Source organism: Pedobacter sp. HDW13 (assembly GCF_011303555.1).
Taxonomy (GTDB): Bacteria; Bacteroidota; Bacteroidia; order Sphingobacteriales; family Sphingobacteriaceae; genus Pedobacter.
The window spans coordinates 4,780,867-4,802,757 of the sequence record NZ_CP049868.1; the positions used below are offsets into that span (position 1 = coordinate 4,780,867).

Below are 21,891 nucleotides of genomic sequence, written 5' to 3' on the forward strand. Positions count from 1 at the left end.
GAAACACTGCAATCGCTTCTCAAAATAAATTGGCTGATGCCGGTAAATGATATGAAAAAAACAACATTTTGTTATTTGACAGTGCTTTTTGCCTGTTTTACTACCCTGCTTTTTGCACAAACGCCTAAAAAGGTTTACACACTGGCCGATACTTTACGGGGCAGTTTAAATGCAGAACGTACCTGGTGGGATGTGCAACGCTATGAGCTTTCGGTTACGCCCGATTATAACGACAAAAGCATTACCGGTTCGAATAAAATTGTGTACAAGGTAGTAGAGCCTAACAATGGTAAAACGCGTATGCAGATCGATTTGCAGGAGCCTTTAATTATTGACAGTGTTTTGTATAACGGAAAAGCACAGCTAAAATTTGAGCATACCGGAAGCGTTTGGTATGTACATGTTCCTGCGCAAAAATTATCGGTGCTCAACAATGTGGAGTTATTTTATCATGGCAAGGTACATCAGGCTAAACGGGCACCCTGGGATGGCGGTTTTATTTTTACAACCGATTCGCTTTCGCGGCCATGGATGACAGTCGCCTGCCAGGGCCTGGGCGCTTCGGTTTGGTACCCCAATAAAGACCACCAGAGCGATGAACCCGATCGCGGTGCTTCTTTAGCCATGACAGTGCCAGATACGCTTGTGGCAGTAGGGAATGGCCGTTTGGTATTTAAAAAGAATAATGGCAATGGTACTGCAACTTACAAGTATAACGTGCAGAATCCAATCAGCAATTATTGCATTATCCCCTACATTGGCAAGTATGTTAATTTTAAAGAAAAATATGCCGGCGAAAAAGGTGCGCTTGATGTAAATTACTGGGTGCTCGATTACAATTATCCCAAAGCCAAAACTTACATGCCCGATCAGGTACATAAAATGATGAAGAGTATGGAGCACTGGTTTGGCCCTTATCCCTTTTACGAAGATGGCTACCAGTTAATCGATGCTTCGCATACCGGAATGGAGCATCAATCGGCCGTTTCTTATGGCAACCGCTATAAATTTGGTTACATGGGACGCGATATGTCTGGCAATGGTTGGGGACTGAAATGGGACTTTATCATCATCCACGAAAGTGGTCACGAGTGGTTTGGCAACAACATTACCACCAACGATTTGGCTGATATGTGGGTACACGAAGGCTTTACGAACTACAGCGAAACCCTGTTTGTTGATTATATTTTTGGCAACAAAGCCGGTAACGAATACAATTTCGGAATTAGAAAAGGCATTCGCAACGATAGCCCAATCATTCCGGCTTATGGTGTAAACGCTCAGGGTAGTGGCGATATGTACCCTAAAGGAGGCAATATGCTGCACGCCATCAGACACAGTTTAAATAACGATGCCCTTTTCAGGTCGGTTTTGCGTGGACTTAACCAAACCTTTTACCATAAAACTGTTACTACTGCTCAAATAGAAAACTATATTTCCAAAAAAACAGGCTTTAACTATGCCAAGGTTTTTGATCAATACCTGCGCACTACACAAATACCAACCTTTGAGTATTATGTAGAAAATGGTAAGGCTTTTTACCGTTATAGTAATTGTGTAAAGGGCTTCAACCTGCCTTTATCGTTAAGCAAAGCAGGTGTGAAAACCTTAAAAATTATCCCTTCGCAAAGCTGGCAGCAGGTTGTGCTGGCTAAAAGCCAGGAGGAGTTGTTTACCAAAACCGGCATCGAATTTATGTATTACCTCGATGTAAAAAACACGAAGTAAAATTTAAAAACATCCGCAGTTAAGATTTAATGGTATCCTTAAAAAAGGATACCATTTTTTGTATCATCCGGTTTTGATGATACGCTTCCATTTGTTCCTGCTCCCTCGACTGATCCAAATTGCATATTTATAGCCAATATTGGTTAATATCCAATAATACGGGGGCAGCACGATCCAGTACCTTTGAATGTTGTTTAATGGGTTAATTATTAACGTTAACCAATGTTTAGCGATTTTAACCTATGAAGTTTACAGACAACCGCTAATTTTTTAAATCTTAATTATTAAAAACATAATAGTACAATGAGTATCAAATGGACAGGGGTTTTCCCAGCTGTAACTACAAAATTCACAGCAAACGACGAATTAGATTTTCCTGCCTTCGATTTAAATATTGAAGCACAATTAGAAGCAGGTGCTGAAGGAATTATTTTAGGCGGATCGCTTGGCGAAGCCAGTGTATTGAGCGATGAAGAGAAATTCGGATTGTTATCGCATACCTTAACATTGGTAAACGGTCGTGTGCCTGTTTTATTGAACATTGCCGAGGCTACCACTAAAAAAGCAATTGAAGTGGCTAAAAAAGCCGAATCGCTGGGTGCACAAGGTTTAATGTTGTTGCCGCCAATGCGCTACAATGCTGCTCCCGATGAAACTTTAGCTTTTTTTGGCGCCATAGCCGAAAGCACCAGCCTTCCAATTATGATTTATAACAACCCGGTTGATTATAAAATTGAAGTAACCCTGGATATGTTTGAGGTGTTAACCAAATACGATAATATCCAGGCGATTAAAGAATCGACCAGAGATGTATCTAACGTAACCCGTTTAATTAACCGTTTTGGTGATCGCTTTAAAATTTTTACCGGAGTAGATCCACTTGCAATGGAGAGTATTGTAATGGGGGCACACGGTTGGGTTGCTGGTTTGGTTGATGCTTTTCCGAGAGAAACAGTTGCAATTTTCAGGTTAATTAAAGAAAACCGCATTGCCGAAGCCTTAACCATTTACCGTTGGTTTTTACCTGTACTTGAGCTGGATATTCACGCTAAACTGGTACAATATATTAAACTGGCCGAAGTGGCTACCGGATTGGGAACTGAAGCCGTTAGGGCGCCACGTTTACCAATCAGCGGTGCAGAAAGAGAAAAAGTACTTAAAATTATTAACGACGCATTAGCTGTTCGTCCGGTATTACCTACAGGTAGCTGGGGCAAATAGTTTTAATAACCAGATATGAACGGAAAAAATATTGTAGCCGGTACTTATTCAGAAATTAATGAAAAAAGCCTTAAAGCCGTTAATCCTGCAACAGGATTAACGCTTGAAGGCGATTTTTTTAAAGCCAGCCAAAGCCTTGTTGATGATGCACTAACATCAGCAACCAGTGCTTTTCAGGGGTATAGAAACTTAAATAAAGACCTTAAAGCCGCTTTTCTAAATGCCATAGCCGATGAAATTACAGCTATTGGCGAAGAACTGGTAAACCGGGCTTCGGCCGAAAGTGGTTTACCTTTGGCGCGTTTACAGGGCGAATTGGGGCGTACTACAGGTCAGTTAAGGTTATTTGCCAATGTGGTAGCCGAAGGCTCATGGGTAGATGCCATTATTGATACAGCATTGCCCGAGCGCCAACCCTTACCACGACCAGATATCAGAAGAATGTTGATTCCAATTGGTCCGGTAGTGGTCTTTGGGGCGAGTAATTTTCCACTAGCCTTTTCTGTGGCCGGGGGCGATACAGCATCTGCATTGGCTGCCGGTTGTCCGGTAGTGGTAAAAGCACACCCTGCGCATTTGGGTACAAGCGCGTTGGTAGGTGGTGCAATTGTTAAAGCTGCCGAAAAAACGGGTATGCCTAAAGGTATTTTCTCTTTGCTGTACGATGATGCTTATACTGTTGGCGCAGCTTTAGTGCAGCATCCTTTAACCAAAGCGGTTACTTTTACCGGTTCGTTTAAAGGTGGTATGGCTTTGATTAACCTTGCGCAGCAGCGCGTGCAGCCTATTCCGGTTTTTGCCGAAATGGGCAGTATTAATCCGGTAATCTTTTTGCCAAAGGCGATCGAAAACCAGGCCGAAGAACTGGCTAAAAAATATGCTGCATCCATTACTTTGGGCGCTGGTCAGTTTTGTACCAACCCTGGTTTGCTGCTTGCTGTACAATCGCCCGAATTGGAAAATTTTAAAACCGTTTTAAAAGAAGCCATTACTGTTATTCCATCAGCTACCATGCTTACCGAAGGTATTGCCCAAAACTATAGTAAACTCTCGGCAGGTATTGTAAATGAAGGTGGTGTTGCACTTTTGTCGGCATCGACGGTGAAAAACAATGAACTTCAAAATCAATCGGAAGCTAAAATTGCGCAGGTAAGTGCCAGCGATTTTATCAGTAACCCGAAACTACGTGAGGAAATTTTTGGCCCGTATTCTTTACTGGTAGTGGCAGAAAATGTAGCAGAGCTTGAAAACGCTGTTGAGGTATTGGAAGGGCAACTTACCGCTACTTTGATGGCCGATAAGGAAGAACTTCAAAATTATCAGGCTTTGATTAATAAATTAACCGATAAAACCGGAAGGATCATCCTGAATGGAGTGCCAACAGGGGTAGAAGTTTGTGCAGCCATGCAACATGGTGGACCATTTCCGGCCACGAACGATAGCCGCTTTACTTCGGTAGGCTCGACCGCTATTAACCGTTTTGCCCGTCCGTTGGCTTACCAGGATTGGGAACAAGGTTTATTACCAGATGAACTGAAAAACGAGAATCCTTTAGGTATTTTCAGAACGGTGAACCAGAAATTAACGAAATCTTATGAGTAAAACATTTTTTTGTGTAGATGCACATACTTGCGGAAATCCGGTTAGGTTGGTTGCCGGTGGCGGCCCACAGCTTATTGGTGCCAACATGAGTGAGAAACGGCAACATTTTTTAAAAGAGTTTGATTGGATCAGGACAGGTTTAATGTTCGAGCCAAGAGGGCATGATATGATGTCGGGTAGTATTCTTTACCCGCCTCACGATCCGAAAAATGATGTTGCTGTGCTGTTTATAGAAACCAGCGGTTGTTTGCCCATGTGTGGCCATGGTACAATAGGCACCATTACCATTGCTGTTGAAGAAGGCTTGATTAAGCCCAAAGTACCGGGCGTAATCAGAATGGAGGCACCTGCAGGATTGGTTTTAATTGAATACAAACAAGAAGGCAAAAAAGTAAAATCGGTGAAGCTTAAAAATGTGGCTTCTTACCTTGCTGCAGAAAACCTGGAGGTAGAATGCCCCGATTTAGGATTGCTTACTTTTGACGTAGCTTACGGTGGAAATTTCTATGCCATTGTTGATCCGCAAAAGAACTTTCCCGGGCTCGAAAATTATACCGCTTCGCAACTGATTACCTGGAGCCAGACCATCAGAAAACGCATTAACGAAAAATATACTTTTGTACATCCTTTAGATCCGACCATTAACGGCTGTAGCCATGTATTGTGGACCGGAAAAACAATCGACCCTACATCAACTGCCAGAAATGCCGTTTTTTACGGCGATAAAGCGATAGACCGCTCGCCATGCGGAACAGGCACCTCGGCCCGTTTGGCACAATGGTTTGCAAAAGGAAAACTTAAACAGGGTGAAGATTTTATCCACGAAAGTTTTATTGGCAGCAAGTTTATTGGCCGTGTAGAAGAGGTAGTAGATTTAAACGGAATTAAAGCCATTATTCCGAGCGTAGAAGGCTGGGCAAAAGTGTATGGTTACAATACCATTAAAATCGATGCCGAGGATGATCCCTATGCACACGGATTTCAGGTGATTTAGTGTTTTAAAATTAAAAGAATGTCGAAAGTATTAATAATAGGTGGCGGAATTGTGGGTTTAACTTCTGCATACTATTTGCAGAAAAAGGGCTACGAAGTAACCGTTTTAGATAAGGGTGATATTACCGACAATTGCTCTTTTGGTAATGCGGGTATGATTGTGCCCAGTCATTTTGTGCCGCTGGCTGCGCCAGGCATGATAAAACAGGGGATCAGGTGGATGTTTGATAGCAAGAGCCCGTTTTATGTGCGGCCATCGTTAAATGGCAGCCTCATTAACTGGGGGCTGAAATTTATGAAACATGCCACGGCAAAACATGTTGAAGCCGCTGCAGTTCCGCTACGCGATTTATCTTTGCTTAGCAAAAAACTATACCAGGATTTAGCCAAAGAACCCGATTTTAATTTCGAGCTCGCCAACAACGGTATCCTCGCATTTTATAAAACCGAAAAAGCAGGCGAAGAAGAAGCCCATTTGGCCGCAAAAGCCATTGATCTGGGTTTAGATATGGCCGTTTTAAGCGCCGATGAATGCCGTGCATTGCAACCCGGCTTAGCACTCGATGTTTTAGGAGCTGTACACTACCGTGATGATGCGCATTTGTACCCAACTAAACTGATGAATGCCTTGCTGACTTATTTAACCAATAACGGGGTTAAAATTGAAAGAAACAAAGCGGTTGATAAAATTGAAGTTGCTGGTAATCGCATCATGAAGGTTTTTACAGGCAATCAGGCCTGGGAAGCCGATCAGTATGTGTTGGCTACAGGTTCGTGGTCGCCAGCGGTAGCTAAAATGGCCGATTTAAAAATTTCGCTAATGCCAGGTAAAGGCTATTCGTTTATGGAGCCAGAGCCCGAACATCGCTTAACTATCCCTGCGCTTTTATGCGAGGCAAGGGTAGCCATTACTCCAATGAACGGCCAGATCAGGTATGGCGGTACCATGGAGCTCGATAAAATTAATACCCGCGTAAATATGCAAAGGGTGAAGGGTATTGTAGAATCAGTTCCCAATTATTTCCCCGATTTAAAACCGGCATTACCTGCCGAAAAAGATATCTGGTACGGTTTCAGGCCTTCATCTCCAGATGGTTTGCCTTATATTGGCAGAAGTACCAAAAGAGAAAATTTAATTATTGCTACCGGTCATGGTATGATGGGCTTAAGTTTAGGGCCTGCAACTGGTTTACTGGTAAGCCAGATTGTGGCAGAAGAAGCCAAAGTGCTGAAATTGGAACCTTTCTCAGTTGAGCGTTAAGCATTTTAATCTCTCGTCTTGTGGTGTCAGATGTTTCCATCTGGCACTACTTCATTCATCCCCAACCCCCTTCGAAGGGGACGAGATTCCCTCGAAAGTAAACCACATTTGAGATTACTTCCCTCATCATACTTTTAAAGCAAATCATTTCCCCTTTGAAGGGGGCAGGGGGATGAAATTATACTACTTTTAATTTATAATTATTTCCGTGCAAATCTGAGCCTCCGTGCCAAACTATTAACTATCCTTTAAGTTTCTACTGCTATTATCCCTATTTACAATCTAACTAATTTTTAAGTAGCCTGTTACGCTGAGGGATTACCTTTATTTTGGTGTTATTTTATCAACTTGTAGCAGGATTTTAACCTTGTTATGCTTTTTATTGGTTTTTAAGAGTTAATATCCTTACATTCATTTCAGAATCAATAACCTAAACCAACCGGACTATCCTTATGAAAGTATTACCATTTACCATGCTTGTGCCCGACGACAAGAGTGTGATATCGGAGCATATTGAATCGCCTTATTTTTATCAATATTTGCATCGCCATGATGAATGGCAGATTACTTACGTAGAAAGGGGAGAAGGAACGCTAATTGCTGGGAACGACATGCATGCTTTCCGTTCGGGCGATATTTTTGTCATTGGAGCCAAACTTCCACACCTGTTCAAAAGTAATCCGGAATATTTTTTACCCAATTCAACCCGCACAATTAAGGCCTGTTCAATTTATTTCAATCCAAACGGAATTTTAGGAGCATTGTTCAACTTACCTGAAATGAAGATGGCCAGTTCTTTTTTGGCTAAAAACAAACACGGCTTTAAAATTCCAGAGCGTTACAATAAAGCCATTGTAAACAAACTTTTTGATGTGCACCATGCCACAGGCGTAGATGTATTGTTTAAGTTTTTGCAATTGGTTAACGGACTTCAGGATTTAAACGATGATGTAGAATCGTTGTGTTCAGATCTATACTCATCCAATGTAACCGAAAATGAAGGAATGCGTTTGAGTAAGATCATCAATTTTATTACCGAAAACTACAACAACCAGATTTCGCTGGAAGATGTAGCCAATGCGGCTTTTATGACCCCGCAGGCTTTCTGCAGGTATTTTAAAAAACATACCGGTCATACCTTTGTGTCATTTTTAAACGAAGTGCGCATTAACGATGCCTGCAAAAGCCTTATTTCCGGCGAAAAAGCAGATTGTATTTCAGGCGTAGCCTACAAAGCAGGTTTCAATAGCATTACCAACTTTAACCGCGTATTTAAAAGTATTATCGGTCAATCGCCACGCGCTTATATCGATACCTATAATAATGTAAGCAGGGTAAGCTACGTAGGCGCCTAAGCATTGTCAGAATTCATTTTACTATAAAAAGCTAGCCATTTTTCGGAATGGAGGCTAAAGCTATTGCTCATTTTTAAATCAATTGAAATGCTAAAAAGATTACTTTTTATTGCTTTTTTATTTGCTTGTAGCCTGTTATCCAGTAGCGCTACCTGGGCTCAGACCACAAACGAAAGTCTTTACGAACAAACCAGCGAAATGGGTACCTGGGTTGTGGGCTACCAGCGCGATGTAGATGCCATTAACGATTTTTATTATCCTTATTCGGCAGGGGGATATTATTCCAGTCCGCTAAATACGTTTAAAAGCCCCGAACAGCGCAAACGCCTGCAGGATATCAATAACGATTACCTTGCTAGACTCAAATCGGCTAAGTTCGAAACCTTTAGTGTTTACGGAAAAGTAGATTATATTTTGCTCAAAAAACAGATCGAATCGTCGAAATACCTGTTAAATAAAGAAGAAACCGAATATAAAGCCCTGGCGAGCTATTTTCCTTTTGCTGATGCCATTTATGCCCTCGAAAAGTTGAGAAGAAGGGGAAGCTATCAGGAAGGTTCGTTACTGGCCACGCAAATAGATGCTACAGCTAAACAAATTGAAACTTTAATTGGTAATACCCAGCCAAAAGACCTTAAAACCGATCAGCTTAAAATGGGGACGGCGATAACAACAAGCTTAAAGCAGCGCTTAAAAGGTTTTTACCAGTTTTACATGAATTACGAACCTGGTTTTACCTGGTGGGTTCCAAAACCTTACGAACGCCTGGATGCTGCGCTTACCGCTTATGCTAAATTGTTTGCGGAAAAAACAGATGCACCCGAACCCAAAAACAATAAACCACCTATTAAAGGTAATCCAATTGGCCGCGACGAACTCATCAGGCAATTAAATACTGAATTTATACCTTACACACCCGAGCAGTTGATTCAGCTGGCCGAAAAAGAATTTAAATACTGCGATGCCGAACTGTTAAAAGCATCGAACGAAATGGGTTTCGGAAACGATTGGAAAAAAGCCCAGGAAAAAGTAAAAAACAGTTATGTGCCTTTAGGTAAACAACCCGAACTCATTGTAAAACTGCAGGACGATGCTTTGGCTTTCATTAAAGCGAACGATCTGATCGAGATTCCGGCACTTGCCGAAGAAACCTGGGGCATGGTGATGATGTCTGCAGAGCGCCAGTTGGTAAATCCGTTTTTTACCGGTGGTCGCGAAATTAGTATTTCTTATCCTACAAACACCATGGAAGAAGACGATAAGCTAATGAGCATGCGGGGTAACAACCCTTATTTTTCGCGCGGAACGGTACAACACGAGCTTTTACCGGGCCACCATTACCAGTATTTTATGAACAGTCGTTACAAGGGTTACCGCGATCCTTTTCAAACCCCTTTTAGTGTAGAAGGCTGGCCGCTGTATTGGGAACTTTTATTGTATGATAAAGGCTTTGCCAAAACACCCGAAGAAAAAATAGGCATGCTTTTTTGGCGGATGCACCGCTGTGCCCGGATCCTGTTTTCGCTCAACTACCACCTGGGCAAATGGACACCACAACAATGTATCGATTTTCTGGTCGACCGTGTAGGGCATGAGCGCGCCAATGCCGAAGGCGAAGTACGCAGGTCGTTTCAGGGAGGTTACAGCCCTTTGTACCAGGTGGCTTACCTTACCGGCGGCTTACAGCTTTTTGCCTTGAAAAAGGAACTGGTAGATAGTGGTAAAATGAGCTTTAAGGCTTTTCACGATGCTGTAATTAAACAAAACCTGATTCCGGTAGAACTGATTCGCGCTACCTTGACCAATCAAAACCTTAACCGCGATTTTACCACCTCGTGGCATTTTTACGATCAATCACGCTAGCACAACCCTAAACCTTTTTTCGAACCACAAAACAAAACTATGAAAGCAGAAACCACCCAGTTTAAACCTTCGCTTAAATTGATGGATGCCACCATGCTCGTTGCAGGAAGCATGATTGGCTCAGGTATTTTTATTGTAAGTGCCGATATTACCCGCAATGTAGGCAGCTCGGGCTGGCTCCTTGTGGTTTGGCTCATCACGGGTTTTATGACCTTAACCGCGGCTTTAAGCTATGGTGAATTGAGTGCCATGTTTCCAAAAGCCGGCGGCCAGTATATTTATTTAAAGGAAGCCTATAATCCGCTCATCAGTTTCTTATACGGCTGGAGTTTTTTTACGGTAATCCAAACCGCTACCATTGCTGCAGTAGGGGTAGCTTTTGCCAAGTTTACGGCTTATCTTATTCCAGCTTTAAGCGAAGATTTGGTTGCAATAGATCTGGGCTTTTTAACCATTTCGCCTGCACAGCTACTGGCTATCGGCGTTATCGTTTTGCTTACCTATATCAATAACCGGGGCGTAAATGGAGGTAAGGTTATTCAAACCACATTTACGGTGGCTAAACTTTTAAGTTTATTTGGCTTAATTATGTTTGGATTATTCTTTTTAGATAAAGGAATCTGGAAAAGCAACTGGGAAAACATGTGGCAACTGGGTGCCTTGCCCACCAGCGGATCGGTTTCCTCGTACACCACTCTGGCAGCTTTTGGAGCCATTGCAGCGGCTATGGTGGGTTCAATATTCAGTAGCGACTCCTGGCACAATGTAACTTTTATTGCCGGCGAAATTAAAAATCCGGCACGTAACATTGGTTTGAGTTTAGCGCTGGGAACCATTATTGTTACTGTACTTTATATACTTACCAACGTAATGTACACCGGCGTACTTTCACTACACGATATTGCCTATGCCGATAAAGACAGGGTTGCCGTTTCGGCCGCCAACCATATTTTTGGTACTGCAGGGACTATTACCATTGCTGTGATGATTATGGTTTCGACTTTTGGTTGTAACAACGGCTTAATTATGGCTGGTGCCCGGGTGTATTATTCGATGGCAAAAGATGGTCTGTTCTTTAAAAAAGTTGGCACCCTGAACAAAAACGCCGTACCCGGTTTCGGTTTGTGGATTCAGTGTATTTTTGCTTCATTGTGGTGTATTAGCGGTAAATACGGCGATTTGCTCGATATGATTTCTTTTGTAGTGGTGATGTTTTACATGCTCACCATTTTCGGAATCTTTATTCTGCGCAAAAAGCGGCCCGATGCCGACAGGCCTTATAAAGCATTTGGCTATCCGGTACTTCCTGTTATTTATATTGTAATGGGGCTGGCTTTTTGTATTCTACTAATCATATTTAAACCCAAATTTACCTGGCCTGGCCTAATTATTACGCTAATTGGTATTCCGGTTTATTATTTAATTAAAGGGAGCATTAACCGTCAAAATGTAGTGGCAAAAGAAGCAGTTGAAGCATAAAGTTAAAATGTTCATATTATCGATTAATATCTTAGCTTAATCTTCCCCTTACTACAATTACATTTACAAAAAATCCCAAGTCATGATGTATTCTTCGGTCAGAAAACCGCTGGTTTCGGCGCTGTTCAGTTTTGCTTTTTTTCAGTCGCAGGCACAGCAAATGCCTTTACAACCTTATGCGCCAAGTCCGGCGGAGGTTGCCAATAGTTATCAGTTATCCAATAAGCTGGATACAGCCCTGCGCAATATTCCTACCAATAACGATATCATTCCGTTTTGGAAAAAAGATGGAACAGCATTCTGGTACCGGAAAAACCTGTCAAACAGAACCTGGGAATATTATTATGTAGAAACAGCCTCAGGAAAGCGTAAACTGGCTTTCGATTCGGAGAAACTGGCCAAAAGCCTCGAGCAAACAACCGGAAAGAAACAAAATGCAGCAAAATTACAGTTTGCCGATTTGTACTTCGCCGATGCCAATGCCGCTAAAATTAAAGTGGATGGTAAATGGTATGCCGTTAACTTAAATAATTATAATGTAACTGATTTAAAAGATACAACCATTTATAGGTACAATGCCAAAAGGCCTTTGCAACAAAAAAGATCGCGCTGGCAATGGAATCGCGTTGTACGCAAATCGCCGGATGGTAAATATGAAGCGGTGATTCGTGGCGGAAATATTTTTATAACAGATAATACTACCAATAAAGAAATACAGCTCAGTACTGATGGTACCGAAACAAAACCTTATGGCGATTATGTATGGGCTCCCGATGGGAAAAATATAATTGCCTATAAAACCGATCCCAAAGAAATTAAAAAAGTGCATTACGTGCTCAGCTCTGTTCCCGGTACTACCCGTGGCGAGTTAAAATCGAGAGAATATGCCCAGCCCGGCGATGATTTTACGTCTTACCAGCCTTACATTTTTAATATAGCTGCTAAAAGGGCTTTCAAAGTAGATGCCGACCCAATCGATTTTTTCGGACCGCCCGAATTGCATTGGCGCAACAACGACAACCGGTATTATACCTACGAAAAAGTTGACCGCGGCCACCAGCGCTTTAGGGTAATTGAAGTAGATGTGCAAACTGGTAAAACCAGAAACATCATCGACGAAAAAACAAATACCTTTATTTATGAAAGCCGCATTTATACACGTTACCTGCCCAAAACAAATGAAATGTTATGGACCAGCGAGCAGGATGGCTGGCAGCACCTTTACCTGATAAATACACTAACGGGAAAACAAGCCAAAATAACCAATGGTAATTGGGTAGTGCGCGATATTGATAGCGTTGATGTGGTTAAGCGGCAGGTATGGTTTAGGGCCAGTGGCATGCACGAAGGCGAAGATCCTTATTTTATCCATTACTACCGCATTGGTTTTGATGGTAAAGGACTGGTAAACCTTACACCCGAAAAAGGCAACCACAGTCTCAGCTTTTCGCCCGATCGTAAATATTATATCGATACCTATAGCCAGGTTAATGTACCGCCGGTTAGCGAATTAAGGTTAACAGCCAATGCCGGTAAGGTGACGGAGTTAGAGCATGGCACTGCCGAGGCCTATTTGGCCACCGGTGTTAAGCTGCCCGAAGTTTTTGTTGCCAAAGCGCGTGATGGGATAACTGATATTTGGGGAGTGGTATGTTTGCCTTCTAAAATGGACCCGAGCAAAAGCTACCCGGTTATCGAAAACATTTATGCCGGTCCGCAAGATAGTTTTGTACCTAAAAATTTCCTTCCTGCAAGCGAAATGCAAAGCATAGCCGAACTTGGTTTTATTGTGGTGCAGATTGATGGTATGGGAACGGCAAACCGTTCGAAAGCATTTCATGATGTATGCTGGAAAAACCTGGCCGATGCAGGTCTGCCTGATAGGATTTTGTGGATGAAAGCAATGGCCGTAAAATATCCCAATGCTAACATTAGCCGGGTAGGGGTTTATGGCACTTCGGCAGGCGGGCAGAATTCAACTGGCGCCTTATTGTTCCATCCCGAATTTTATAAAGCTGCGGTTTCGGCCTGTGGCTGCCACGATAACCGGATAGACAAACAATGGTGGAACGAACAATGGATGGGCTACCCTGTCGGGCCGCATTATGGCGAACAATCGAACATTACCAATGCTGCTAAATTGCAGGGTAATTTGTTTTTAATTGTAGGCGAAGCTGATGAAAACGTACCACCCGAATCTACTTACCGCCTGGCCGACGCTTTAATTAAGGCCAATAAAGATTTTGATATTTTAAGCATTCCGGGAATGGGGCATAGTGATGGAGGTACCTATGGCCGCAGGCGTAAACGCGACTTTTTTGTAAAGCATTTGCTTAATGCCGAACCACCCAATCCAAATATTCTTGTTACGAAATAAAAGCAGATTTCTTTTTGCATAGATTTACCGCTACATTAATTAGTCAGGGGCAAAATAAGATGTTAAAAAGAATCAGCTTTCCGTTTATAATATTATTGGTTTTAATAGCGAGTGTTGTGCAGGTTAATGCTGCACAAACAGAGTTTTATCAGCTTAAAATATACCATCTAAAAACAGAGGCTCAGGAAAAAACGGTTGATGCTTATTTGGAAAAAGCCTACTTACCTGCATTGCATCGCTGTGGAATAGCAAAAATAGGCGTTTTTAAGCCCATTGTTAACGAAATTACTGTGCTTGCCGAAAAACTGATTTATGTTTTTATTCCTTATAAATCGTTCAACAGTGTTTTGGCGCTCGAACAAAAACTGGCTAAAGATGAGCAGTATGCTACAGATGGAAAGGATTATTTAACTGCTTTGTACAATAACGCTGCTTACGAGCGCTTAGAGTCTGTTTTATTAAAAGCTTTTGATGATGCACCTCATTTTGTTTTGCCTAAGTTAAAGTCGCCAATGGCTCAACGGGTTTACGAATTGAGAAGCTACGAATCGCCAAGCGAACAATATTTTCAGAATAAAGTGGAGATGTTTAACAAAGGTGATGAGATTGGTTTATTTAAGCGCTTAAATTTTAATGCCGTTTTTTATGCTTCGGTAATTGCCGGTAGCCGCATGCCCAACCTCATGTATTTAACAACATTCGAAGACCGGGCAGACCGCGAAGCGCATTGGAAAGCTTTTTCTGCAGACGATTACTGGAAGAAACTCTCTACCATGCCACAGTATCAGCACAATGTATCTAAAAACGATACTAAATTTATATACCCAACCGATTATTCTGATATTTAAGTTACGAAAGCCATTCTTTTTGCAACCTTGTGCGGCCAATCAACTGTTCAATGGTAGCTGAAAAAGTAGGATAGCAAATTGGTTTTAGCAGGAAACTATCGCCATCACTTACGGCATGAATGGCGTGACGGCTATGTGCAGTAACAAAAACAATAAATTTAACCCTGTTCCTCAGCATTCTGGCCACATCAATTCCAGATATTTCCATTTGGATATCCAGCAAAAGAAAATCTATTTTACCGTATTGCCAAAAGGCAGCCATAGCTGCAATAGGATCGGTAAAGCTCCCATTTAACTTAAGTTTTGGGTTTTTGGATACATATTGTTCCAGGATTTTTATGCTCAGCGGATTATCGTCTACAATTACGCAGCTATGAGGTTGTGGTGCGGATGGATTCATATTTGGCTCATTTTAATTTAACCATGCAAAATGCCTGCCACTTAGAATTTTTTGCTCCCTGGTTAGTAAACTGATCAATTAAAACGCATTAAATGGGCAGGTGAACGTAAAACGTGTAGAATAAATTCCCCAATTTGGTGTTTAAACTGTAGAAAAATTTCCACAGTTTGTCTGCTAAAACTCATTCGTTACCGAAAGACTTAAACTTATAAATAAAAAGAAGATGGGATATTGGCGGCTTAGACATCGCGGGTTACAGCTGCCTGATTGTTTTTATTTGTGTTTTCTGTAAAAAAGCTGTTTGATCAAACGATTGCGCGGTTTTTGTCACCTTAACAACAAGGCTTCTGTTGAAGGGATTACTAACTTTATCCCACAGTGGTTTTTCAGGTATCATTTTGTTAAAGCCGCTTAACACATAAGTTTTAACCAAATCAAATTCTTAATGACCCCAAATTCCTTTTACAAGAAAAATAAAAAGAATACAAACCGAAACCGGCATAAGAAGGCTGCTTTTGCATCTGCACTTCTTTTGGCTGCAGCTCCGATGTTTATCTCAGCTGCATTGCCCACAAGTGTCAAAGCGATTGGTATTACTACAAAGCAGATCAAAACTGATGCGATAAAAGTAATTGCCGCCAAAAAAATTAACCCAACCACAATCGAATTGTCATTATCGGATGGGCAGCGTTTAACCTTCGATTTTTATGGCGAAAATATTTTCAGGCTTTTCGAAGATCATAATGGTGGCTTCATCAGAGATCCAGAGGCTAAGCCCGAAGCAAAAATTTTGGTTGAAAATCCCCGCCGGCCTGTAGCCAAATTAAATATTACTGATGAAAATAATCAGATCAGTATCTCAACCGATAAGATTACTGTTCAGGTAGATAAAAACACATCGCTGATTAAAATTATTAACCTGGCCACAAAAGCTGTTGTAATGGAAGAAACAGCACCGGTTCAGTTCGAAAAAGGCAAAGTAACTTTAACATTAAAAGAAAATACAGCCGAATATTTTTACGGTGGCGGTGTTCAAAACGGCCGTTTCTCACATAAAGGAAAAAGCATTGCTATCGAAAACCAAAACAGCTGGACAGATGGAGGTGTAGCTTCGCCAACGCCTTATTATTGGTCTACCAGTGGTTACGCTGTGCTTTGGCACACTTTTGCAAAAGGTCGTTACGATTTTGGTTCGAAAGTAAAAGGTACAGTAAAACTGGCGCACGAAACCGATTATTTAGATGCCTTTTTTATGGTGGGCGATGGTGCAGTGCCTTTGTTAAACAATTTTTACCAGTTAACCGGAAACCCTGTACTGTTACCAAAGTTTGGTTTTTACCAGGGCCACCTTAATGCTTATAACCGCGATTTTTGGAAAGAAGACGAAAAAGGGATCTTGTTTGAAGATGGTAAACGTTACAAAGAGAGCCAGAAAAACGATGGTGGTACAAAAGAATCGCTTAATGGAGAAAAAAATAATTATCAGTTTTCGGCCCGTGCGGTGATTGATCGTTATAAAAAGAACGATATGCCTTTAGGCTGGCTGCTACCAAACGATGGTTACGGTGCAGGTTATGGCCAAACCGAAACTTTAGATGGCAATATCCAGAACCTGAAAAGCTTTGGCGATTACGCCCGTAAAAACGGTGTGGAAATCGGCTTGTGGACGCAATCCGACCTTCACCCTAAATCCGAAATAAGCGCGCTGTTGCAACGTGATATTATTAAAGAAGCACGTGATGCTGGTGTTCGTGTATTAAAAACCGATGTAGCTTGGGTAGGGGCCGGTTATTCGTTCGGGCTTAATGGTGTGGCTGATGTAGCGCAGATTATGCCTTACTATGGCAACAACAGCAGGCCTTTTATCATCTCGTTAGATGGCTGGGCAGGTACACAACGTTATGCCGGTATTTGGTCAGGCGATCAAACCGGTGGTGTTTGGGAGTATATCCGTTTCCATATTCCAACTTATATTGGTTCGGGTTTATCAGGTCAGCCAAACATTTCTTCAGATATGGACGGTATTTTTGGAGGTAAAAACCAAACCATCAATACTCGCGATTTTCAATGGAAAACCTTTACCCCAATGCAGTTGAATATGGATGGCTGGGGTGCCAACGAGAAATATCCACATGCACTGGGCGAACCTGTAGCTTCTATTAACCGTAATTATCTGAAATTAAAATCGCAACTAATCCCTTATACCTACAGCATTGCTAAAGAAGCTTTAACAGGCTTACCGATTATCAGGGCTATGTTTTTAAATGCGCCTAACACTTACACTTTAGGCAGCGCTACGCAATACCAGTTTTTGTACGGGCCAAGCTTTTTGGTGGCTCCAATTTATCAGGAAACTAAAGCCGATGATAAGGGAAATGATATCCGTAACGGTATTTACCTGCCCGAGGGAACCTGGTTCGACTATTTTACAGGAGATAAATACACCGGAAACAGCATTGTAAACAGCTTCGATGCACCAATCTGGAAACTGCCGGTTTTTGTTAAAACGGGTGCTATTATTCCGATGGCAAATGCAAATAACAATGTTTCGGAAATTAATAAAGCCAGACGCATGTACGAGCTTTATCCTGCAGGCAAAACTACTTTTACCGAATATGATGATGATGGTACATCAGAAGCTTACAAATTAGGTAAAGGTGTTTCAGGTTTAATTGAATCTGAAGTTGATCAAAAAAGCAATGCGATTATTAGCATTCAACCTGTAAAAGGCGATTTTGATGGTTTTATTAAAGAGAAATCAACAGAATTGATCATTAATGTTACCGAAAAACCAAAACGCCTGACAGCAAAGATTGGAAACAATAAAACCAAACTGACAGAAGTTACTTCGATGGAAGAATTTTTGAAACAGGAGAATGTTTATTTCTATAATGCAACACCAAATTTAAACCAGTTTGCTACCAAAGGCAGCGAGTTTGAAAAAGTTGTGATGACTAAAAATCCTCAACTACTGGTTAAACTTGCATCGACTGATATCTCCGTAAATCCGGTAACAGTTAACGTAGAAGGATTTAAATTCGAGCCCGCAGATAAGCAGCGTACGTCAACCGGTAAACTAAATGCGCCGGTAAATGCACGCATTACCGATAAAAACACCGAAGCTTATACGCTTAAACCAACATGGAGCAAGGTAGATCATGCCGATTATTACGAAATCGATTTTAACGGGATGCATTACACCACCATTAAAGATACCACGCTGCTTTTTGACGGTTTACTGGCTGAAACGTCGTATGCTTTTAAACTGCGTGCTGTAAATAAAGATGGTGTTTCTGACTGGGCTGAAATTAAAGCTACTACTAAATCAAATCCACTCGAATTTGCCATTCAGGGCATAACGGCCGAAACTACAGCCGAGAACCAGGGTGGATCGGGTATTGCCGATTTGTTTGATTTTGATGAAGGCAATATGTGGCATACCAAATGGGGTGCTAAAGCAATTCCATTTGATATGCTTATCGACCTGAAAACCATTAATCAGCTCGATAAATTCCATTACCTGCCACGCAATGGAAGAGGAAACGGTAACTTACTTAAAGGAACCATATTTTACAGCAACAACAAAGAAAGCTGGACAACCGCCGGAACCTTTGAATGGGCTAACAATGGCGATGTGAAAATATTCAACTTCAATGGCCATCCAAGCGCCCGTTACATTAAAATTTCGGTTGCTGATGGTGTTGGCGGTTTCGGATCGGGTAGAGAGCTGTACGTGTTTAAAGTGCCAGGTACCGAAAGTTACCTTCCGGGCGATATTAACAACGACCGCTTAATTGATAAAAACGATTTGACTTCGTACATTAATTATACCGGATTGAAAAAAGGTGATGCCGATTTTGAAGGTTACATCAGCAATGGCGATATCAATAAGAACAACCTGATTGATGCTTACGACATTTCGGTAGTAGCAACGCAGCTTGAAGGTGGAGTAGGTAATGCCAAAATAGAAAAACTTGCAGGTAAACTACAAATTAGCACAACCAAGCAGGCTTACAATAAAGGCGATATTATCGAAGTTAAAGTAAAAGGAACAGACCTTAAATCGGTAAATGCTTTAAGTTTTGCTTTACCTTACCTGGCTCAGGATTACGATTTTGTTGGTGTAGAAGGCTTAAATGTAAAACAAATGGATAATTTAACTTACGATCGTTTACATACCAATGGCGATAAGGTGCTTTATCCAACATTTGTAAATCTGGGTAACAAAGAAGCCATAAACGGCAGCAGCGAATTGTTTACCATAAAATTAAAGGCCAAACGCAAAGTACAGTTTAACCTTAAACTAACTGACGGATTGTTGGTAGATAAACAATTGAATAGTGTTAAGTTCTAAACATAAATAAACACCGTATAAAAGCTCCATGTTAATTCATGGAGCTTTTGTTTTTTTGGGCTAAAATGGCTGGTAATAATTTAGTAAGTTGTAGGCGCAAATCATTCCGCCACACTAATGAAAAAATCTGCTATACTAAAGCCCTTATTCGTTAATATGATGCTATTTTTCGGCTATAATACTGCTTTTTCGCAACAAATGGTTGTAAAAGTAGAGATCGATCCAGCTATCACCTTTCAAACCATAGAAGGTTTTGGCGCATCAGATGCCTGGTCGTGCCAGTTTGCAGGCCTTTGGCCCGATGCTAAAAAGAATAAAATGGCCGATTTACTGTTTAGCACCGCTACTGATGATAACGATCAGCCCTTGGGGATCGGATTAAACATGTGGCGTTTTAGTATTGGGGCAGGAAGTGCAGCACAAGGTAAACTAAGCGATATTGGTGATGAGTGGCGCCGGCAGTATGCTTTTTTGCAACCCAATGGTACTTACGATTGGAATGCCATGCCCGGGCAAAGCTGGTTTTTGAAAGCGGCTAAGACGCGAGGTGTAAATCAGTTTATTGGTTTTGTAAATAGCCCTAATGTTTTGTTTACCAAAAATGGCAAGGCTTACTCTACGGATGGGAAATGTAACCTAGATTTTGAAAAATTACCGGCTTTTGCTGCCGATATGGTTGCTACAGTTAAAGGTTTACAGCAAACAGCGGGGATAACGTTGAATTATCTAAGTCCGGCAAATGAGCCGCAATGGAAGTGGAACGAGCACAACCAGGAAGGTTGCCCTTACAACAATACCGAACTGGCCAGGTTATACAAAGGCATTAATCAGGCATTTGAACAAAACAAAATTGCTACCAAAATACAGGTTGGCGAAGCTGGTCAACTCGATTACCTTTACCAGAATGGCGATACTTTAAAAGGGAATCAGGTTTATCAGTTTTTTAATGCCGCATCTCCAAACTATGTGGGCAATTTATCGCATATCGATCAATCGATATCGGCGCATAGCTATTTTACCACAAGTCCGTTAAATAAATTTATCAATACGCGTAAAAAAACAGCAGAAGGAGTAGCTAAGGTGCCGGGTTTAAGATATTGGATGTCTGAGTACTGCGTGCTGGGCGACGCTATACTTAAAGGCGAAAAACGCGATCTGGGCATGGTTACTGCTTTGTTTATTGCCCGCTTAATTCACCACGATCTGGTTATATCAAACGCTGCATCATGGCAATGGTGGCTGGCCATATCATCCGGCGATTATAAAGACGGGCTGGTGTATATCGATAAAAATAAAACCGATGGAGCAGTGTACGATAGTAAAATGCTGTGGGCATTGGGCAATTACAGCCGTTTCATTAAATCGGGTAGCCAGCGTGTTCAGGTAAATAACATTTCAACAGGCAATACCGAAGTTTATGTATCATCGTATAAGCAAAATCAGAAACTGGTAACAGTAGCAGTTAATCCTACTAAACAGGAAATTATGCTGGATATAGACATAAAAGGAAAGGGGCAAAATAGGGCACAAACCTATGTTACTTCCGATAATTATAATTTGTCTCCTTTTAAACAATACAACAGCACTAAGCAAATCTTGCTCCCTGCCGAATCTGTGACTACCATATTGAGCAAATAATTTGGAGAAGCCCATTAGAGCTGCATACCTGTAAATGAAGCAATATGTTTAAACAGTATAAAGTTAACTTTATATGGTTTCGAGGTATAACCTCTGCAGGTCAACCGCCGAAATATCTTTTGCATCGAGGGTATGGATAAGCGAACCCTGGCGCATAATTCCAATTCTTGTGCCCACATTTACAGCATTGAAAATATCGTGTGTAGCCATGAAAATGCTACGACCATCTTTTGAAAGTTGTTTTACAATTTCGCTAAACTCATCAGTAGCTTTAGGGTCCAGGCCGCTTGTGGGCTCATCCATTAAAATCACACTGGCATTTTTTGCAACAGCAATAGCAATTCCCACTTTTTGTCGCATTCCCTTACTGTAATGGCCTACTCTTTTATGAAAGGCATCTGGTTGTAAACCTGCCTGGAGCAGAAACTCTTCAAGTTCATTTATTTTATAGGTATACCCAGCAATGCGACTGAAAAAATCGAGGTTTTCTATACTGCTAAGATGGGCGTAAAGCATTACCACTTCAGGGATGTAGGCTAAAAATTGTTTGGTTTCCCCATTTTGATGATTTACAACCAAGCCATTTACCCTGGCTTGCCCACTGCTTGCCGTAGTAAACCCCAAAAATAAGTTTATTGTGGTTGTTTTTCCTGCACCATTTTGTCCGAGCAGGCAGAATACTTCTCCTGAACCTACTTTTAAATTCAGGTTGTTTAAGGCTGTATGGTTCCGGTATTTTTTGGTTAATCCGATTGCTTCAAGCATATTAAAT

The 21,891-nt window shown here is 41.4% G+C and carries 14 protein-coding genes; 12 read left to right on the plus strand and 2 right to left on the minus strand.

Annotated features, from left to right (window positions below; genetic code table 11):
* The first annotated feature begins 51 nt into the window (after positions 1-51).
* From G7074_RS20180 to G7074_RS20225, 10 genes are all read left to right on the plus strand, one after another.
* Complete coding sequence (locus G7074_RS20180) at positions 52-1,728, plus strand: M1 family metallopeptidase (protein WP_166210922.1); 1,677 nt, start codon at positions 52-54, stop codon at positions 1,726-1,728.
* A gap of 303 nt (positions 1,729-2,031) precedes the next feature.
* Positions 2,032-2,949, plus strand: coding sequence for a dihydrodipicolinate synthase family protein (locus G7074_RS20185; RefSeq protein WP_124559344.1), 918 nt, complete (start codon positions 2,032-2,034; stop codon positions 2,947-2,949).
* 15 nt (positions 2,950-2,964) lie between these two features.
* On the plus strand, positions 2,965-4,551 hold the full coding sequence (locus G7074_RS20190) for an aldehyde dehydrogenase (NADP(+)) (protein WP_166210925.1): 1,587 nt from the start codon (positions 2,965-2,967) through the stop codon (positions 4,549-4,551).
* Positions 4,544-5,545: a 4-hydroxyproline epimerase gene (locus G7074_RS20195; protein ID WP_124559342.1), complete on the plus strand. Its 1,002-nt coding sequence runs from the start codon at positions 4,544-4,546 to the stop codon at positions 5,543-5,545. The genes G7074_RS20190 and G7074_RS20195 overlap by 8 nt, the downstream gene beginning before the upstream one ends.
* Positions 5,546-5,563: 18 nt before the next feature.
* Complete coding sequence (locus G7074_RS20200) at positions 5,564-6,805, plus strand: FAD-binding oxidoreductase (protein WP_166210928.1); 1,242 nt, start codon at positions 5,564-5,566, stop codon at positions 6,803-6,805.
* A 452-nt stretch (positions 6,806-7,257) separates the two neighbouring features.
* Positions 7,258-8,160, plus strand: a complete 903-nt coding sequence (locus G7074_RS20205) for an AraC family transcriptional regulator (protein ID WP_166210931.1) — start codon at positions 7,258-7,260, stop codon at positions 8,158-8,160.
* A gap of 87 nt (positions 8,161-8,247) precedes the next feature.
* Positions 8,248-10,023: a DUF885 family protein gene (locus G7074_RS20210; protein WP_166210934.1), complete on the plus strand. Its 1,776-nt coding sequence runs from the start codon at positions 8,248-8,250 to the stop codon at positions 10,021-10,023.
* A 39-nt stretch (positions 10,024-10,062) separates the two neighbouring features.
* Positions 10,063-11,502 carry an APC family permease gene (locus G7074_RS20215; protein ID WP_124559338.1) on the plus strand — a complete coding sequence of 480 codons (1,440 nt, stop codon included), beginning with the start codon at positions 10,063-10,065 and terminating at the stop codon, positions 11,500-11,502.
* An 82-nt stretch (positions 11,503-11,584) separates the two neighbouring features.
* Positions 11,585-13,879 (plus strand): S9 family peptidase, encoded by a 2,295-nt coding sequence (locus G7074_RS20220; protein WP_166210937.1) that lies wholly within the window; start codon positions 11,585-11,587, stop codon positions 13,877-13,879.
* A gap of 59 nt (positions 13,880-13,938) precedes the next feature.
* On the plus strand, positions 13,939-14,727 hold the full coding sequence (locus G7074_RS20225; RefSeq protein ID WP_124559336.1) for an NIPSNAP family protein: 789 nt from the start codon (positions 13,939-13,941) through the stop codon (positions 14,725-14,727).
* 1 nt (position 14,728) lies between these two features.
* On the opposite strand, the gene G7074_RS20230 is transcribed toward G7074_RS20225, so the two are convergent.
* The gene (locus tag G7074_RS20230; protein ID WP_166210940.1) at positions 14,729-15,127 is read right to left on the minus strand and encodes a LytTR family DNA-binding domain-containing protein; all 399 of its coding nucleotides are present in this window, start codon (positions 15,125-15,127) and stop codon (positions 14,729-14,731) included.
* A gap of 445 nt (positions 15,128-15,572) precedes the next feature.
* Between G7074_RS20230 and G7074_RS20235 the strand changes: the two genes are divergently transcribed.
* Both G7074_RS20235 and G7074_RS20240 read left to right on the plus strand, forming a co-directional pair.
* On the plus strand, positions 15,573-19,481 hold the full coding sequence (locus G7074_RS20235; RefSeq protein ID WP_205944096.1) for a TIM-barrel domain-containing protein: 3,909 nt from the start codon (positions 15,573-15,575) through the stop codon (positions 19,479-19,481).
* A gap of 117 nt (positions 19,482-19,598) precedes the next feature.
* Positions 19,599-21,119: a glycoside hydrolase gene (locus G7074_RS20240; protein WP_166210943.1), complete on the plus strand. Its 1,521-nt coding sequence runs from the start codon at positions 19,599-19,601 to the stop codon at positions 21,117-21,119.
* 69 nt (positions 21,120-21,188) lie between these two features.
* On the opposite strand, the gene G7074_RS20245 is transcribed toward G7074_RS20240, so the two are convergent.
* A complete protein-coding gene (locus G7074_RS20245; RefSeq protein WP_166210946.1) occupies positions 21,189-21,884 on the minus strand; it encodes an ABC transporter ATP-binding protein in 696 nt (231 codons plus the stop codon).
* Between the last annotated feature and the right edge of the window lie 7 nt (positions 21,885-21,891).

Bases quoted from the DNA above. Each gene is read 5' to 3' on its own strand.
- G7074_RS20220 (WP_166210937.1), top strand. From the start codon at position 11,585: ATGATGTATTCTTCGGTCAGAAAACCGCTGGTTTCGGCGCTGTTCAGT.
- G7074_RS20180 (WP_166210922.1), top strand. From the start codon at position 52: ATGAAAAAAACAACATTTTGTTATTTGACAGTGCTTTTTGCCTGTTTT.
- G7074_RS20205 (WP_166210931.1), top strand. From the start codon at position 7,258: ATGAAAGTATTACCATTTACCATGCTTGTGCCCGACGACAAGAGTGTG.
- G7074_RS20225 (WP_124559336.1), top strand. From the start codon at position 13,939: ATGTTAAAAAGAATCAGCTTTCCGTTTATAATATTATTGGTTTTAATA.
- G7074_RS20235 (WP_205944096.1), top strand. From the start codon at position 15,573: ATGACCCCAAATTCCTTTTACAAGAAAAATAAAAAGAATACAAACCGA.
- G7074_RS20195 (WP_124559342.1), top strand. From the start codon at position 4,544: ATGAGTAAAACATTTTTTTGTGTAGATGCACATACTTGCGGAAATCCG.
- G7074_RS20210 (WP_166210934.1), top strand. From the start codon at position 8,248: ATGCTAAAAAGATTACTTTTTATTGCTTTTTTATTTGCTTGTAGCCTG.
- G7074_RS20230 (WP_166210940.1), bottom strand. From the start codon at position 15,127: ATGAATCCATCCGCACCACAACCTCATAGCTGCGTAATTGTAGACGAT.
- G7074_RS20200 (WP_166210928.1), top strand. From the start codon at position 5,564: ATGTCGAAAGTATTAATAATAGGTGGCGGAATTGTGGGTTTAACTTCT.
- G7074_RS20190 (WP_166210925.1), top strand. From the start codon at position 2,965: ATGAACGGAAAAAATATTGTAGCCGGTACTTATTCAGAAATTAATGAA.
- G7074_RS20240 (WP_166210943.1), top strand. From the start codon at position 19,599: ATGAAAAAATCTGCTATACTAAAGCCCTTATTCGTTAATATGATGCTA.
- G7074_RS20185 (WP_124559344.1), top strand. From the start codon at position 2,032: ATGAGTATCAAATGGACAGGGGTTTTCCCAGCTGTAACTACAAAATTC.
- G7074_RS20245 (WP_166210946.1), bottom strand. From the start codon at position 21,884: ATGCTTGAAGCAATCGGATTAACCAAAAAATACCGGAACCATACAGCC.
- G7074_RS20215 (WP_124559338.1), top strand. From the start codon at position 10,063: ATGAAAGCAGAAACCACCCAGTTTAAACCTTCGCTTAAATTGATGGAT.